Annotated in this window: 12 protein-coding genes and 2 riboswitches; of the genes, 4 read left to right on the top strand and 8 right to left on the bottom strand. The window is 59.8% G+C overall.

Features of this window, described 5'->3' with window-relative positions; genetic code table 11:
- Window positions 1-37: 37 nt before the first annotated feature.
- Both AC1MEW_RS22725 and AC1MEW_RS22720 read right to left on the bottom strand, forming a co-directional pair.
- Entirely contained in the window at window positions 38-532 is a 495-nt protein-coding gene (locus AC1MEW_RS22725) for a DUF934 domain-containing protein (protein WP_201256907.1), read from the bottom strand.
- Window positions 516-2,174 (bottom strand): nitrite/sulfite reductase, encoded by a 1,659-nt coding sequence (locus tag AC1MEW_RS22720; RefSeq protein WP_201203242.1) that lies wholly within the window; start codon window positions 2,172-2,174, stop codon window positions 516-518. Before AC1MEW_RS22720 ends, AC1MEW_RS22725 begins: the two co-directional genes overlap by 17 nt.
- Before the next feature lie 525 nt (window positions 2,175-2,699).
- On the opposite strand from AC1MEW_RS22720, the gene AC1MEW_RS22715 reads away from it, so the two are divergent.
- Window positions 2,700-3,773 (top strand): ABC transporter substrate-binding protein, encoded by a 1,074-nt coding sequence (locus AC1MEW_RS22715; protein ID WP_480423721.1) that lies wholly within the window; start codon window positions 2,700-2,702, stop codon window positions 3,771-3,773.
- Window positions 3,774-3,780: 7 nt separating this feature from the next.
- On the opposite strand, the gene AC1MEW_RS22710 is transcribed toward AC1MEW_RS22715, so the two are convergent.
- A complete protein-coding gene (locus AC1MEW_RS22710; protein ID WP_201203244.1) occupies window positions 3,781-3,999 on the bottom strand; it encodes a DUF2970 domain-containing protein in 219 nt (72 codons plus the stop codon).
- 188 nt (window positions 4,000-4,187) lie between these two features.
- Window positions 4,188-7,898 (bottom strand): methionine synthase, encoded by a 3,711-nt coding sequence (metH, locus tag AC1MEW_RS22705; RefSeq protein ID WP_323570280.1) that lies wholly within the window; start codon window positions 7,896-7,898, stop codon window positions 4,188-4,190.
- A 155-nt stretch (window positions 7,899-8,053) separates the two neighbouring features.
- On the opposite strand from metH, the gene AC1MEW_RS22700 reads away from it, so the two are divergent.
- From AC1MEW_RS22700 to nfuA, 3 genes are all read left to right on the top strand, one after another.
- Window positions 8,054-10,339, top strand: coding sequence for a fatty acid cis/trans isomerase (locus AC1MEW_RS22700; RefSeq protein WP_480423720.1), 2,286 nt, complete (start codon window positions 8,054-8,056; stop codon window positions 10,337-10,339).
- A gap of 166 nt (window positions 10,340-10,505) precedes the next feature.
- Window positions 10,506-11,540 carry an acyltransferase family protein gene (locus tag AC1MEW_RS22695; protein ID WP_201203261.1) on the top strand — a complete coding sequence of 345 codons (1,035 nt, stop codon included), beginning with the start codon at window positions 10,506-10,508 and terminating at the stop codon, window positions 11,538-11,540.
- Window positions 11,541-11,597: 57 nt separating this feature from the next.
- Window positions 11,598-12,182, top strand: coding sequence for a Fe-S biogenesis protein NfuA (nfuA, locus tag AC1MEW_RS22690; RefSeq protein ID WP_007898222.1), 585 nt, complete (start codon window positions 11,598-11,600; stop codon window positions 12,180-12,182).
- Window positions 12,183-12,385: 203 nt separating this feature from the next.
- On the opposite strand, the gene cobM is transcribed toward nfuA, so the two are convergent.
- From cobM to AC1MEW_RS22670, 4 genes are all read right to left on the bottom strand, one after another.
- Entirely contained in the window at window positions 12,386-13,132 is a 747-nt protein-coding gene (gene cobM / locus AC1MEW_RS22685) for a precorrin-4 C(11)-methyltransferase (protein ID WP_201203263.1), read from the bottom strand.
- A 96-nt stretch (window positions 13,133-13,228) separates the two neighbouring features.
- The gene (locus AC1MEW_RS22680) at window positions 13,229-13,642 is read right to left on the bottom strand and encodes a cobalamin biosynthesis protein (protein WP_480423719.1); all 414 of its coding nucleotides are present in this window, start codon (window positions 13,640-13,642) and stop codon (window positions 13,229-13,231) included.
- A complete protein-coding gene (locus tag AC1MEW_RS22675; protein WP_201203267.1) occupies window positions 13,639-14,346 on the bottom strand; it encodes a CbtA family protein in 708 nt (235 codons plus the stop codon). The genes AC1MEW_RS22680 and AC1MEW_RS22675 overlap by 4 nt, the downstream gene beginning before the upstream one ends.
- Before the next feature lie 11 nt (window positions 14,347-14,357).
- Window positions 14,358-14,549, bottom strand: a complete 192-nt coding sequence (locus tag AC1MEW_RS22670; RefSeq protein ID WP_480423718.1) for a CbtB domain-containing protein — start codon at window positions 14,547-14,549, stop codon at window positions 14,358-14,360.
- Between the two features lie 118 nt (window positions 14,550-14,667).
- Window positions 14,668-14,896, bottom strand: a riboswitch (cobalamin riboswitch).
- A gap of 221 nt (window positions 14,897-15,117) precedes the next feature.
- Window positions 15,118-15,330: riboswitch (cobalamin riboswitch) on the top strand.
- The last annotated feature ends 66 nt before the right edge of the window (window positions 15,331-15,396 follow it).

Below are 15,396 nucleotides of genomic sequence, written 5' to 3'. Positions count from 1 at the left end.
CTCGGCGCACTGGCCAGGACTCAAGGCTTTTTGACCGTCAGCGGCGACGGAACAGCGGCAGCGGTTCGTCAGTAGCGGCCTGGTATGTCACCGAGAAGTCCTTGAGGCTTTCAAGGGCTTCGTACGGGTCTTTATCGGCGCGCAACGCAAAGGCGTCGAAACCGCAGCGGCGCAGGTAGAACAACTGGTCGCGCAGAATATCGCCAATCGCCCGCAGTTCGCCTTTGAAACCATAACGGTCACGCAGCAGGCGGGCGTTGGAGTAGTTACGGCCATCGGTGAAGGCCGGGAAATTCAGGGCAATCACCTTGAACTGATCCACGTCGTCACCGATTTCCTCGGCTTCTTCATCGGCGTCCAGCCACACACCCAGGCCGCCATCGCGGGCCTTGAGCATACGGCTGTGTTCGCGCCACAGCGCCAGCGGCACGATCAGGTCGTCGCAGTTGCTGATCTCGTCGATGTTGAAGTCCTTGGGCAGCAAGTGCCAGGTTTCGTCGACGACTTCGTTGTTCTTAATTATTCGCTGCATAGACGCGCTCCTTGAAGAGGTCGATGCCGATACGTTGATAGGTGTCGATGAAGCGCTCGTCTTCGGTACGTTGTTCGATGTACACGTTGATCAGCTTTTCGATCACATCAGGCATGGCTTCCTGGGCGAAGGACGGGCCGAGGATCTTGCCCAGGCTGGCGTCACGGCTGGCGCTGCCGCCGAGGGACACCTGGTAGAACTCTTCGCCTTTCTTGTCCACCCCGAGGATGCCGATGTGGCCGACGTGGTGGTGACCACAGGCGTTCATGCAACCGGAGATGTTCAGGTCCAGTTCGCCGATGTCGAACAGGTAGTCCAGGTTGTCGAAACGACGCTGGATTGATTCGGCAATCGGGATCGACTTGGCGTTGGCCAGCGAGCAGAAATCACCGCCAGGGCAGCAGATGATGTCGGTCAGCAAGCCGATGTTCGGCGTAGCAAAACCTTGCTCGCGCAACTCGCCCCACAGGGTGAACAACTGAGCCTGCTCGACGTCGGCCAGGATGATGTTCTGCTCGTGGGAAGTGCGCAGTTGACCGAAGCTGTAACGCTCGGCCAGGTCGGCCACCGCGTCGAGCTGCTTGTCGGTGATGTCGCCCGGTGCAACACCGGTCGGCTTCAGGGACAGGGTGACGGCCACATAGCCCGGCTTCTTGTGCGCCAGGGTGTTGCGGGTGCGCCAGCGAGCGAAGCCTGCGTGTTCTTTATCGAGGTCGGCCAGTGCCTGGGACTGGTTGTCCAGGGCCTTGTAGTCCGGGTCGACGAAGTGTTTGGCGACGCGATGCACTTCGGCGTCGGTCAGCGTGGTCTGGCCACCGCGAAGGTGTTCCATTTCCGCGTCGACTTTTTGCGCGAAGACTTCAGGGGTCAAGGCTTTAACGAGGATCTTGATCCGCGCCTTGTACTTGTTGTCGCGGCGGCCGTAGCGGTTATAAACCCGCAGGATGGCGTCGAGGTAGCTCAACAGGTCCTGCCACGGCAGGAACTCATTGATGAACGCGCCCACCACCGGTGTACGGCCCAGGCCGCCACCGACCAACACACGGAAACCCAGTTCGCCCGCAGCGTTGTGCACCGGCTCAAGGCCGATGTCATGGACTTCGATGGCCGCACGGTCGGACGTCGAACCGTTGATGGCAATCTTGAACTTGCGCGGCAGGTAAGCGAATTCCGGGTGGAACGTGGTCCACTGACGGACGATTTCGCACCACGGGCGCGGGTCGATCAACTCGTCGGCAGCGACACCGGCGAACTGGTCGGTGGTGACGTTGCGCAGGCAGTTGCCGCTGGTCTGGATCGCGTGCATCTGCACGGTAGCCAGCTCAGCCAGGATGTCCGGAATGTCTTCCAGCGCCGGCCAGTTGAACTGCACGTTCTGCCGGGTGCTGATGTGGGCATAGCCCTTGTCATAGTCACGGGCAATCTTGGCCATCATTCGCGTCTGGCGCGAAGTCAGTTGGCCGTAAGGCACCGCGACCCGCAACATCGGCGCGAAACGCTGGATGTAAAGGCCATTTTGCAGGCGCAGGGGGCGGAATTCTTCTTCGCTCAGCTCGCCTGCCAGATAGCGTCGGGTCTGATCACGGAACTGCTTGACGCGGTCCTCGATGATCCGCTGATCGTACTCGTCGTATACGTACATATAAGTCCTGTTCTCAGGCTTGGGCCGGTCGGTTCCAGTTGCGTTTTTCGCTTGCTGAAGTTTCCGATGCTGCCTCGGCAATTCTGCGCGCACGGCCGCGCACTCCCTACGGAGCCGGGGCAAGATACCAGTTTGCAGTTATGCGCAAAAGTGATGTTTGAGTATATGTAAAGAACCAAAACGACTAACGAGAACCGTTATCGCTAAACCCTTATTTGTGGTGCGGGCAATCGTCGTCTTTACTCTGCTCGAGTCTTTCTGCAATCACCGATAAAACCGACAAGAGGCGATGCAATGAGCAACCCAACCAAAGCAAGGAAAAGCGATAGCACGGTCGATGCCTGGGCGATTTTGTTCCTGATCATCCTGGTCGTGGGCACGGCAGTATTTTGGGTCGCGCATCAATAAACGACCCCGTCCGGGCCTGGTTCCGACGATTGTCGGACAAAAACGGGAATTAGCGCAGTTTGCCGGCAGTTCGGGGGCTATAATGCGCGGCCATTTTTCCGGGGCTCGGATGATCCAATGTTCAAGTTTTTCTACACCTTCCTGCTGATATTCGGCGCGGTCTACGGACCCGGCGCGCACGCGGAATCGGTGTTGTTCCTGAACCCGGGCTCTACCCATGAAAGATTCTGGGTCAGCTACTCGCAATTCATGCAGGCGGCGGCCAAGGATCTTGGCATGGACTTGAAGATTCTTTATGCCGAGCGCATGCCTGAGGTCACGATTGCCCAGGCCCGAGAGGCATTGCAGGGGCCTGATCGTCCGGATTATCTGGTGTTTGCCAACGAGCAGTACGTCGCGCCGCAAATCTTTCGTCTGGCCCAAGGCAGTGGGGTGAAGCTGTTTATAGTCAACGCGTCCCTGACCGACAATCAACTGAGCCTGCTGGGTGAGCGCCCGGATCGATTGGGTAGCCTGGTGCCCAACGACGAAGAGGGCGGCTACCTGATGCTCAAGGAATTGATCCGCCAGCATCCACCGGCGGCGCCCGGACAATCCATCGAGTTACTGGCGTTTTCCGGCCTGAAGATCACCCCTTCGGCGCAACTGCGCGAAAAAGGCATGCTGCGCGCCTTGGCCGAACACCCTGAAGTGCGTTTGCGCCAACTGGTCTACAGCGGCTGGACCCGTGAGCGCGCCTATGAACAGGCGAAATTGCTGTTGCGGCGCTACCCCAAGGTATCGCTGGTGTGGTCCGCCAATGACGAGATGGCATTCGGTGCCATGCAGGCGTATTCGGAGGCAGGAGGCACGCCGGGCAAGGGTGCCTTGTTCGGTGCTTTCAATACCGCGCCCGCAGCCTTGAACGCCTTGGTCGACGGGCGTTTGAGCGTGTTATTGGGTGGGCACTTCACGCTGGGTGGCTGGGCGCTGGTGGAATTGCATGATTACGATCAAGGCGTAGATGTGAACCAATACGGCGGTCGTGACCGGCAGATTCCGTTATTGCAACTGATCGACAAGGCCCAAGCCAAACGGCTGCTGGCCATGGGCGACTCGCCGGATTTCGGGGTGAACTTCAAGCTCCTGTCGGCCAAGGGGCAACCGACCTCCTATCGCTACCCGTTCAGCCTGCTAACGTTGATGCACTGAAACCGCGTCACACCCCGGCCAGGTGCAGCACCAGTTTCACGATGCCAAACAGCGTCAGCGCGAATATCGCTGTGAACACAATCCCCATAATCACGAAATGACTCGGCTTGCCATGGGTAAAGTCCCGGGCGCGATTCTTCCCGCTTTGCACTCCGAACGCCGCGGCTATCACGCTGTGCAGCATCTGTAGGAACGTCGGTGGCTTGTTGTCGACTGGATCGTCCATAAATCCCTCGTCACGTATGTGTGTGAAGCAAGCATAGACAATCGCCGCGAATCCTGTCGGAGCGAGGCTTGCCCGCGAAGGGTCCATCACATTCAACATCATCGCTGACTGTCACACCGCTTTCGCGAGCAAGCCCGCTCCCACAGGGTATTTGTGTTGGCCACTGTGCTGTGGCCAGTCCGTGAGGCTTAGTTGTCGTAACCCAAGTTAGGCGCCAACCAGCGTTCAGTCACGCTCAATTCCTGCCCCTTGCGCGACGTGTAGCTCTGCACCTGGTCCTTGTCGATCTTGCCCACGGCAAAGTACTGCGCCTGCGGGTGGGCGAAGTACCAGCCGCTGACTGCTGCCGCCGGGAACATCGCGTAGTGTTCGGTGAGGAACACGCCGCTGCGACCGGCGTGCATTTCGCTGGCCTCAGGGTCGAGCAGGGCGAACAGCGTGCCTTTCTCGGTGTGATCCGGGCAGGCCGGGTAGCCGGGAGCAGGGCGGATGCCGGTGTATTGCTCTTTGATCAACGCCTCGTTGTCCAGCGTCTCGTCCTTGGCGTAACCCCAGTGTTCTTTGCGCACCTGTTGGTGCAGCCACTCGGCGCAGGCCTCGGCCAAACGGTCGGCCAGGGCCTTGACCATGATCGAGTTGTAATCGTCGCCTGCGTCCTGATAAGCCTTGGCCACTTCTTCGGCGCCGATCCCAGCGGTAGTAATGAAACCACCCACGTAGTCGGTCACTTCGCTGTCTTTAGGCGCCACAAAGTCGGCTAGGGAGAAGTTCGGCTTGCCGTCAGTCTTGATGATCTGTTGACGCAGGTGATGCAGCTTCGCCAGCGGTTTGCCGTCATCGCCGTAGACTTCGATGTCATCGTCGCGCACCTGGTTGGCCGGCCAGAAGCCGAACACCGCGCGGGCGCTGATCAGTTTCTCGTCGATCAGCTTGGCGAGCATTTCCTTGGCATCGGCGTACAGCGCGGTGGCGGCTTCACCGACCACTTCGTCTTCGAGGATGCGCGGGAACTTGCCGGCCAGGTCCCAGGAGATAAAGAACGGCGTCCAGTCGATGTATTCGGCCAGCACCTTCAGGTCAATATTGTCCAACACACGAGAACCGGTGAAGGTCGGCTTGACCGGCGCGTAAGTGCTCCAGTCGAACTGCGGCTTCTTGGCGATGGCCGCCGGGTAGCTCAAGCGTTCGGTGCGGGCGCTGCGGTTGGCGGTGCGCTCGCGGACTTCGATGTATTCCAGGCGCGTCTTCTCGACAAACGCCGGCTTCAATTCCTTGGACAGCAATTGCGTCGCCACGCCCACGGCGCGGGAGGCGTCGGTGACGTAGATCACCGCGTCGTTGCTGTACTTCGGCTCGATCTTCACCGCGGTGTGCGCTTTCGAAGTGGTCGCGCCACCGATCATCAACGGCAGGTGGAAGTCCTGACGCTGCATCTCGCGGGCCACGTGGACCATTTCATCCAGCGAAGGCGTGATCAGACCGGACAAACCGATGATGTCGCACTTCTGCTCCTTGGCCACCTGCAGGATCTTCTCCGCCGGCACCATCACGCCGAGGTCGACGATGTCGTAGCCGTTGCAACCCAGCACCACGCCAACGATGTTCTTGCCGATGTCGTGCACGTCGCCCTTGACCGTGGCCATGAGGATCTTGCCCTTGGCTTCCGGCTTGTCGCCTTTCTCCAGTTCAATGAACGGGATCAGGTGCGCGACAGCCTGCTTCATCACGCGGGCGGATTTCACCACTTGCGGCAGGAACATTTTGCCAGCGCCGAACAGGTCGCCGACGATGTTCATGCCCGACATCAGCGGGCCTTCGATCACTTCAATCGGACGGGCGAACGACTGACGGGATTCTTCGGTGTCTTCAACAATGTGCGTGGTAATGCCTTTGACCAGCGCGTGCTCCAGACGCTTGTTGACGGGCCAGCCGCGCCACTCTTCGGTCTCGGCTTCCTTGACGCTGCCGTCGCCCTTGTACTTGTCGGCGATGGCGAGGAGGGCGTCGGTGCCTTCCGGGGTGCGGTTGAGCACCACGTCTTCCACGGCGTCACGCAGTTCGGCCGGGATCTGGTCGTAGATCTCCAGTTGGCCGGCGTTGACAATCCCCATGGTCAGGCCGTTACGGATCGCATACAGCAGGAACACCGAGTGGATCGCCTCACGCACCGGGTTGTTGCCGCGGAACGAGAACGACACGTTGGACACGCCGCCAGAGGTCAGCGCGTACGGCAGTTCGTCGCGGATGTAGGCGCAGGCATTGATGAAGTCCACAGCGTAGTTGTTGTGTTCTTCGATGCCGGTGGCCACGGCGAAGATGTTCGGGTCGAAGATGATGTCTTCCGGCGGGAAGCCGACTTCGTTGACCAGAATGTCGTAGGAGCGTTTGCAGATTTCTTTCTTGCGCGCTTCGGTGTCGGCCTGGCCGGCTTCGTCGAACGCCATCACGACAACTGCGGCGCCGTAGCGTTTGCACAGTTTGGCGTGATGAATGAACTGTTCGACGCCTTCCTTCATGCTGATCGAGTTGACGATGCCCTTGCCCTGGATGCATTTCAGGCCGGCTTCGATCACTTCCCACTTGGAGGAGTCGATCATGATCGGTACGCGGGAGATGTCCGGTTCACCGGCAATCAAATTGAGGAAGGTCACCATGGCCTTCTTCGAATCGAGCATCCCTTCGTCCATGTTGATGTCGATCACCTGGGCGCCGGCTTCGACCTGTTGCAAGGCGACTTCCAGGGCTTCGGTGTAGTTGTCTTCACGGATCAGACGGGCGAACTTGGCGGAACCGGTGATGTTGGTCCGCTCGCCGACGTTGACGAACAACGAGCTGCGATCAATGGTGAACGGTTCCAGGCCCGACAAGCGGCAAGCTTTCGGGATCTCCGGAATTTCACGCGGTGCATAACCGGCCACGGCTTTGGCGATGGCTTCGATGTGGCCCGGCGTGGTGCCGCAGCAACCGCCGACGATATTCAGGAAGCCGCTTTGGGCGAATTCTTCGATGACCTTGGCGGTTTCCGACGGCAATTCGTCGTACTCGCCGAATTCGTTCGGCAGGCCGGCGTTCGGGTGCGCGGAAACGTGGGTACCTGCCTTGTTCGACAGCTCTTCCAGGTACGGACGCAATTCGCTGGCGCCGAGGGCGCAGTTCAGGCCGACCGAGATCGGCTTGGCGTGGGCCACTGAGTTCCAGAACGCTTCAGTGGTCTGGCCGGAGAGGGTGCGGCCGGAGGCGTCGGTGATAGTGCCGGAGATCATGATCGGCAACTCGATGCCCAGCTCTTCGAAAACCCCTTGCACGGCGAAGATCGCGGCTTTGGCATTCAAGGTGTCGAAGATGGTTTCGATCAGGATCAGGTCGGCGCCACCTTCGATCAGGCCTTTGGTGGCCTCGGTGTAGTTTTCCACCAGTTCGTCGAAGGTCACGTTGCGGTAGCCGGGGTTGTTCACGTCCGGGGACAGCGAGCAGGTGCGACTGGTCGGCCCGATCACGCCGGCGACGAAGCGCGGTTTTTCCGGGGTTTCGAGGGTCTTGGCGTCGGCAATCTTGCGCGCCAGGCGTGCGCCTTCTACGTTTAACTCATACGCCAGGCCCTGCATGCCGTAGTCGGCCAGGGAAACCTGGGTGGCGTTGAAGGTGTTGGTTTCCAGAATGTCGGCGCCGGCATCCAGGTACGCCTTTTCGATGGCACCAATCACGTCCGGGCGGGTCAACACCAACAGGTCGTTGTTGCCTTTCACATCGCTCGGCCAATCGGCAAAGCGCTTGCCACGGTAATCTTGCTCTTCGAGCTTGTAGCTCTGGATCATCGTGCCCATGCCGCCATCGAGAATCAGGATGCGCTCTTTAAGGGCGTGCTTGAGAGCTTGAAGGCGAACGCTGCGATCGGACATTTGGACTACTCGGTAAGGCCATGACGAAGGGCCGGGATAATAGCAAACCTGTGCGCTTTTAGAGCATGCCAAGGTTTTGCATGAATATCGTTCATGTTGGTGGCAGGTCTGGACCGGTAGAATCGCGGCGTTTTTACAGGATTGGGACCAGGGATATGTCGTATCGCGTCGTTGTCAGCATTCTATTGCTGCTTTCAAGCTGGGGCGCCGATGCGCAAAGTCCCGCCATTTCCTATACCCGAGATATTCAACCGATCTTCACCGAAAAGTGCGTGGCCTGCCACGCGTGCTACGACGCCGCCTGTCAGCTCAATCTGGGCAGCGGTGAAGGGGCGGCCCGCGGCGCGACCAAGATTGCGGTCTACGACGGCGAGCGCAGCGTCGCATCCTCGCCAACCCGACTCTTCTATGACGCCTTCGGTAAACTGGCCTGGCAGCACAAGGACTTCTATTCGGTCCTCGACGCCCAAGGCAGCCAGGCAGCGTTGATGGCACGGATGCTTGAGCTGGGCCACAAAACCCCGCTAACGCCTAACGCCAAGTTGCCGGAAGACATCGTGCTGGGCCTGAATCGGGAAAACATGTGCGCCATGCCGGCGGAGTTCGATGGTTATGCCGGCGCGCACCCGAAAGAAGGCATGCCGCTGGCGGTGACCGGCCTGACAAATCAGCAGTACCAGACCCTGCAACGCTGGCTCGCCGCCGGTGCGCCGATTGATGAACAAGGCCTGGTGCCCAGCGCCAGGGAAGCGCTGCAAGTGGTGCAGTGGGAAAATCTGCTCAACGCACCGGGCGCTCGTGGCAGCCTGGTCGGGCGCTGGTTGTTTGAACACTTGTTCCTGGCGCATATCTACTTCAAGGATGGCGAGCCGGGGCATTTTTTCCAGTGGGTGCGTTCGCGCACGCCGACCGGCCAGCCGATCGACCTGATCAATACCCGCCGGCCGAACGACGATCCGGGCACGCAGATTTATTACCGGTTGTGGCCGGTGCAAGGCGTGATCGTGCAGAAGACCCACATCACTTATCCGTTGAGCGCGGCGAAGCTGTCCCGGGCCAAAAGCCTGTTTTTCAGCGGCAATTGGCAGGTCAACGCCTTACCGGGTTACGGCCCGGAGCGCCGGGCCAATCCGTTCACCACGTTTGAGGCTATCCCGGCCCAGGCGCGTTATCAGTTCATGCTCGATAACGCCGAGTACTTCGTGCGCACCTTTATTCGCGGTCCGGTATGCCGTGGGCAGATCGCTACAGATGTGATTCGCGACAACTTCTGGGCACTGTTCCAGGCCCCGGAACACGACCTCTACATCACCGATCCGAACTATCGCGGCAAGGCCACGCCGCTGCTGGCAATGCCGGGGCAGAACGACGACGTCGGCAGCGTGTTGAGCCTGTGGCATGACTACCGCAACAAACGCAACGAATACGAAGCCCTGCGCCGGGACAGCTACGCCGAGGCGCCGGCGCCGAGCTGGTCGACGCTGTGGGCCGGTAACGACAACGCGTTGCTGACGATCTTCCGCCACTTCGACAGTGCCTCGGTGAACAAAGGCCTGATCGGTGACGTGCCGCAAACCATGTGGCTGTTCGACTTCCCGTTGCTGGAACGCACGTATTACCAGTTGGCGGTGAATTTCGACGTGTTTGGCAACGTCTCCCATCAGGCCCAGACGCGGCTGTATTTCGACCTGATCCGTAACGGCGCCGAGCAGAACTTCCTGCGTTTGATGCCGGCCGATTCGCGCAACGACTACCTCGACGATTGGTATCAGAGCGGCGGCAAGTTCAAGATGTGGCTGGATTACGAGTCCATCGACAACGACAAGCCCAGCGCGCTGACACTCGACGAAAAAGACCCGAAACGGGATTTCGCCATGCAATTGCTGGCCCGTTACGGCGACCTCAACGCCACGCCGGATCCGATTAACCGTTGCGATGGTGCGTATTGCTCGCGGCCGAACATCGACCCGGCGTTGCAGAACGCCGAACAAGCCTTGAGTCGCCTGACTTCGCGTCCTGCAGCGGGTTTGAAGGTCATTGATCAGTTGCCGGAAGCGACGATGTTGCGTATCGAAACCGCAAGCGGCAAACGCGAGATCTACAGCCTGCTGCGCAACCGTGCCCACAGCAACGTGGCATTCATACTCGGTGAATCCCTGCGTTATCAGCCGGGGCTCGACACGTTGACCATTTACCCAGGTGTGCTCAGCAGTTATCCGAACTTCATGTTCAACATTCCGGCCGAGCAGGTGCCTGAGTTTGTCGATGCGATGGAAAGGTCGAAGGACGCTGACAGCTTCGAGAGGATCGTTGAACGCTGGGGTGTTCGGCGCAGTCATCCGCAGTTCTGGTTCTACTTCCGCGACCTGAGCACGTACATCCACGAAACTGACCCGGTGGAAGAGGGCGTGCTGGACATGAACCGCTACGAGAATCTTTGATCGACCTTTAAAGACCAATCACTGTCCCACCGGTAGGAGCGAAGCTTGCTCGCGAAGGCGGCGGTACATTCAACAATGATGTTGACTGACGCGCCGCTTTCGCGAGCAAGCTTTGCTCCTACAGGGGGCTTGCGGTGGTTTGTGAATTTCGATTGGAGGGCCGTCGATGTTGATTTCTGTACAAGCGCTGCGCGCCATCGCAGCCTGGGCGGTGGTCTGCCACCATTTCATGCAGATTTTCTTCGACTTCAAGGCTCGCGGGCCGGTGGGGCAGGCGTTTATCGACAAGGGCGCCGTGGGCGTCGACATCTTCTTCGTCATCAGCGGTCTGGTGATCTTCCTGTCCACCGAGGCCAAGTCGCTGCCGCCGGCGCGGTTTCTGCTGTATCGAATGTGCCGCATCGTCCCGGCGTACTGGCTGTACACGGTGCTGATGGCGCTGGTGGTGGTGTTCGCTCAACCGGTGTTGCCGGATCAGACGGTCGACTGGTCGCATTTCCTGCTGTCGCTGTTGTTCATTCCTACGCAAAACCCCGGCGGCTACGGGATTTATCCGACGCTCAATGTCGGTTGGACGCTGAATTACGAAATGCTGTTTTACCTGCTGTTCGCCTGGGCACTGCTGTTTCGCTTGCAGGTCAGGTTGCTGATCGTCGCGGCGCTGCTGTTCGCGGTGTGCCAGGCCTGGACCGGTTATGGCTGGATCAGCCAGTTCTACCGATCCGACATCGTTTATGAGTTTCTGCTGGGGATTGCCATTGGCATGGTCTACCGCAAGGGTTGGATCAAGCCCGGTTTATGGCTGCCGCTGCTGGGGATCGCTGGTGCCTTACTGACGATTTATCATCTGCCGCCGGCACCGCGACTGCTGGCCTGGGGTTTGCCGAGTGCCGTGTTGGTGATGGCGTGCATCGCGCTGGAACGTTATTTCAAGAACAATCGGGTGTTCGAACTGCTCGGTAATTGTTCCTACTCGGTCTACTTGATGCATGTGCTGGTGCTGTCGGCCGGCGGATTTATCGCACAACAGTACGATGTGAATCCTTACGTCATGTTTGCCGTTTGCGCGGCCACCATTGGCGTGGCTTCCTGGGCAAGTTACGAATGGGTGGAAAAACGCAGCTATCGGTGGCTTAAAGCCTGGATCGACGGCGAAACAGTTGCTCAGCCCGTGCAAGCTCTTTCCCGACAAAAATACTAGGACTTTGTGCGGCGCGATGATTGGCGTAAACTGCGCCCAAGCCTGCGAGGAGTTTCCATGACCGCTATTACCATCACTGACGCCGCCCACGATTATCTGGCTGATCTGCTCTCCAAGCAGAACACCCCGGGCATCGGCATCCGCGTCTTTATCACCCAGCCTGGCACCCAGTACGCCGAAACCTGCATTGCCTACTGCAAGCCGGGCGAAGAAAAACCTGAAGACACTGCGTTGGGGCTCAAAAGCTTCACCGCTTACATCGACTCGTTCAGCGAAGCCTTCCTGGACGATGCGGTTGTCGACTACGCCACCGACCGCATGGGCGGCCAACTGACCATCAAGGCGCCAAACGCCAAAGTTCCGATGGTCAACGCTGACAGCCCGGTCAACGAGCGCATCAACTACTACCTGCAAACCGAAATCAACCCGGGGCTCGCGAGCCACGGCGGTCAGGTTAGTCTGATTGATGTGGTCGAGGACGGCATCGCCGTTCTTAAGTTCGGCGGCGGTTGCCAGGGCTGCGGCCAGGCGGACGTCACCTTGCGCGAAGGCATCGAGCGCACCTTGCTCGAGCGCATTCCCGAGCTCAAGGGTGTACGCGACGTGACTGACCACACGCAGAAAGAAAACGCCTACTACTGAGTAAGGTGTTCGCTGCGACATAAAAAACGGCGCCCCGTGAGCGCCGTTTTTTTATGGGTGGTCGATTTTCCTATGGCTGCCATGACCTGTGGCGAGGGGGCTTGCCCCCGTTCGGCGGCGAAGCCGTCGCAAGACCTAAAATGCTGGGGCCGCTTCGCAGCCCAACGGGGGCAAGCCCCCTCGCCACAGGGTTGTGTGTGAACTCAGGGCCTGTAGAGATGCGCATGCCCCGCGCGATACAGCGACGATTCACTAAATTGATCGCTGCCCAACACCCGACCCACCAGTATCAACGCCGTACGCCGAAACCCTTTGGCCTCGACCTTTGCGGCAATGTCCGCCAGCGTCCCCACCACCCAATCCTGATCCGGCCAGGTCGCGCGGTGAATCACCGCAATCGGGCAGTCGGCGCCGTAATGCGGCAGCAATTCGGCGAGGATCTTCTCCAGATGATTGACCCCTAAATGAATCGCCATGGTCGCCCCGTGTTGCGCCAGGCTGCCTAGCTCTTCGCCGGCCGGCATCGCGGTTTTGTCGGCGTAACGGGTCAGGATCACGCTTTGCGAGATGTCCGGTAAGGTCAGTTCGGCGCCCAGTAGCGCAGCGCAGGCGGCGGTAGCCGTGACGCCCGGGATGATTTCGAACGGTATATCGAGTTCACGAAGGTAACGAATCTGCTCGCCAATAGCGCCATACAGGCTCGGATCGCCCGAATGAACACGGGCCACATCCTGCCCCTTGGCGTGGGCGGTTTTGATCAGTTCGATGATCTGTTCCAGGTGCAGTTCGGCGCTGTTGACCACCGTTTCAGCCTGGTGGCCGTCCAGCACGGCAGCCGGCACCAGGGAGCCGGCATAGATGATCACCGGGCAGCTGCGAATCAGCCGCTGGCCTTTGACGGTGATCAGTTCCGGGTCGCCGGGACCTGCGCCAATGAAGTAGACGGTCATCGTCCGTTCCTTTGAAAAAAGAGTCTGTGAGAAAAAGGGCTGTGCAAGGCTTCAGATGAAGATTGCTCATGATCGAAGGTGGGGATTATCGGGTTTTTACGCGGCACTGGCCAATGCGAGGGTGGCCTGAGCGTATTTTTGCCTGGGAATCAGCAGCTTCGCCGGTGCCTGGGCCAAGTGTTCGGCGAGTGCCAGGGCGGCACTTTCCGCTACGCCGTAGCAGCCGGTGCGTTCGAAGGCGATCTGCGAATGGTGGCTGAGCTGTGGCTGATAACCGGCCAATTGTTCGCTGCTGAAGTACATCACTTCTAGCCCAAGCTGCGCGGCCAATTCGATCAGGCCAGGCTCATCACGTTTCAGGTCGATGCTGGCCAGGGCCTTGATCGCATGAAGTTCGATTTGATGCGCCTGTAATGCCTGATCCAACAGCGCCCGCAACGTGCTGGCGGGGCAGCCGCGCTGGCAGCCCAGGCCGACCACTAAGGTCGGCGCTGCGCTGTTATCCGTCATGCGTGGTATTGGCCATCGCTTTTGCGGCGGAACAACCAGGCGCTGATCAGGCCCAGGGCCAGCCAGAACGCCACGTTGGTCAACTGCGAAGCGATTTTGAACTGAGATTCCAGGGCTTGCGGGGCCAGCATCGAGTGGACTTCCGGTTGTGGCGCGCCGATTACATGCGGTACCGCCAGAATCGCCACCCCGAAGATTTTCATCAGCCAGTGACGGCTGAACACGATCAGCGCGATGCCGACAGCGGTAGAAGCCGCAGTGCCGACCCACCAGATCTGCCGTTGCGCCAGATCGGCGGCGGCAGTGCCCGGCAGTTCCGGCGGCAGACCGAGGGTCGGCGCCAGCACAAACGTCGCGTAACCGGCCAGGCCCCAGAGCAGGCCTTGAGCGGTTTTGGTCGGTGCACGCAAGGTGTACAGGCCGGCGAGCATCAGCGCAAAACCAACCGCGACTACCAGGTTACCGCCGGTGGTCGACAGCACGCGCTGCCAGCCGTCTTCCGGCTCCCAGGCTTCGGCGTCGTGGGTGTGAGCAGCCATGGCGCCTTCGGTGTGCTCGTGAGCTACAGCGGCGGCAGGTTCGGATTTTTCGTAGGTTTCCGCCTGAAGAATCAGCGGGGCGACCCAGAAGCTTTGCAGCAGGGTCAGCAGCAGGGCGGCGAGCAGCCCGGTGAAACCTGCGGTTTGAGCGATACGCTTGATCATGTCAGCAGGTCTCAATGGCACGGGAACGCGGAGCTGTGACGGGTATCGTGCGCAGCGTTGTGCACCGCTTCGATGTGCGAGAAACCGGCGAAATACACCAGGCACGCGCCGAGGATCGACGCGCAAGCGGCGGCGGTCAGGCGTTGGCTCAGGGTTGTGGTGGTGCTTGCAGTGCTGTGGTCGGTGCTGCTGATGATCGACATGGCGCTTCCCTCTGGTCTGTCAGCGGGTGAATAGAGCGCATGCAAACCCCTGCGAGCGTGCGCGCAGAGACTTAAACAGCGCCCGCCCACCGCGGGTTTGTTATTCAGTGATCGTACTGGTCACTTTGTGTTGCGGGCCGGTCTCCGGGCTCGCGAGGGGTCAAGGCTTACGCCGGAACCTGCAAGAATCGCCTTCCCATGCCGAACTGCTGGCACAGTGGATCTGATTCTTCACTCGCTTACCGTTGCGGGGGCAGCACCGGACTGACATGGCTTTAGAGTAAAGCACATGATTCACCGGTTTCCCGTTTCACCCTGTGAAGGGCACCCGTAACAAGGCGCACAGGAGACCATGGGCGGGGCGGGGGAGTCAATTGGCAAGGGTTCTCAGTTAGCTTTTGTGGCGAGGGAGCTTGCTCCCGCTGGGTTGCGAAGCGACCCCCTTCATTCCTTCAGACAAATGTTGCAAGCAAGTCTTGCGACGGCTTCGCCGCCGAGCGGGAGCAAGCTCCCTCGCCACAGGGGATCGCTAGCGTCTCATGAACATTGACCCGCCCCCACACCATGCGTAGCCTTGCGCTTTCGAGGTTCTTCGGCGTTTGCCGAAGCTAAGAAGGGAACGCGGTCGATGCCGCGGCTGCCCCCGCAACTGTGAACGGTGATGTTCGCTGCCACGCCACTGCACGCTCCAGCCATGGAGCCCGCGGGAAGGCGCAGCAAACGCCAGTCTAACGACAGGCACACCGTCAGCCAGGAGACCTGCCTCGAAACGAATTCTCACTACAACCGGGCGGGGTGATCCGGTGGCGAAATCTTCCGCGCATCCTTCGCCGCGGTCGTCGTCCCG

The organism is Pseudomonas sp. ASL4 (assembly GCF_056680395.1).
This window is presented reverse-complemented; position numbering and strand designations above follow the sequence as displayed.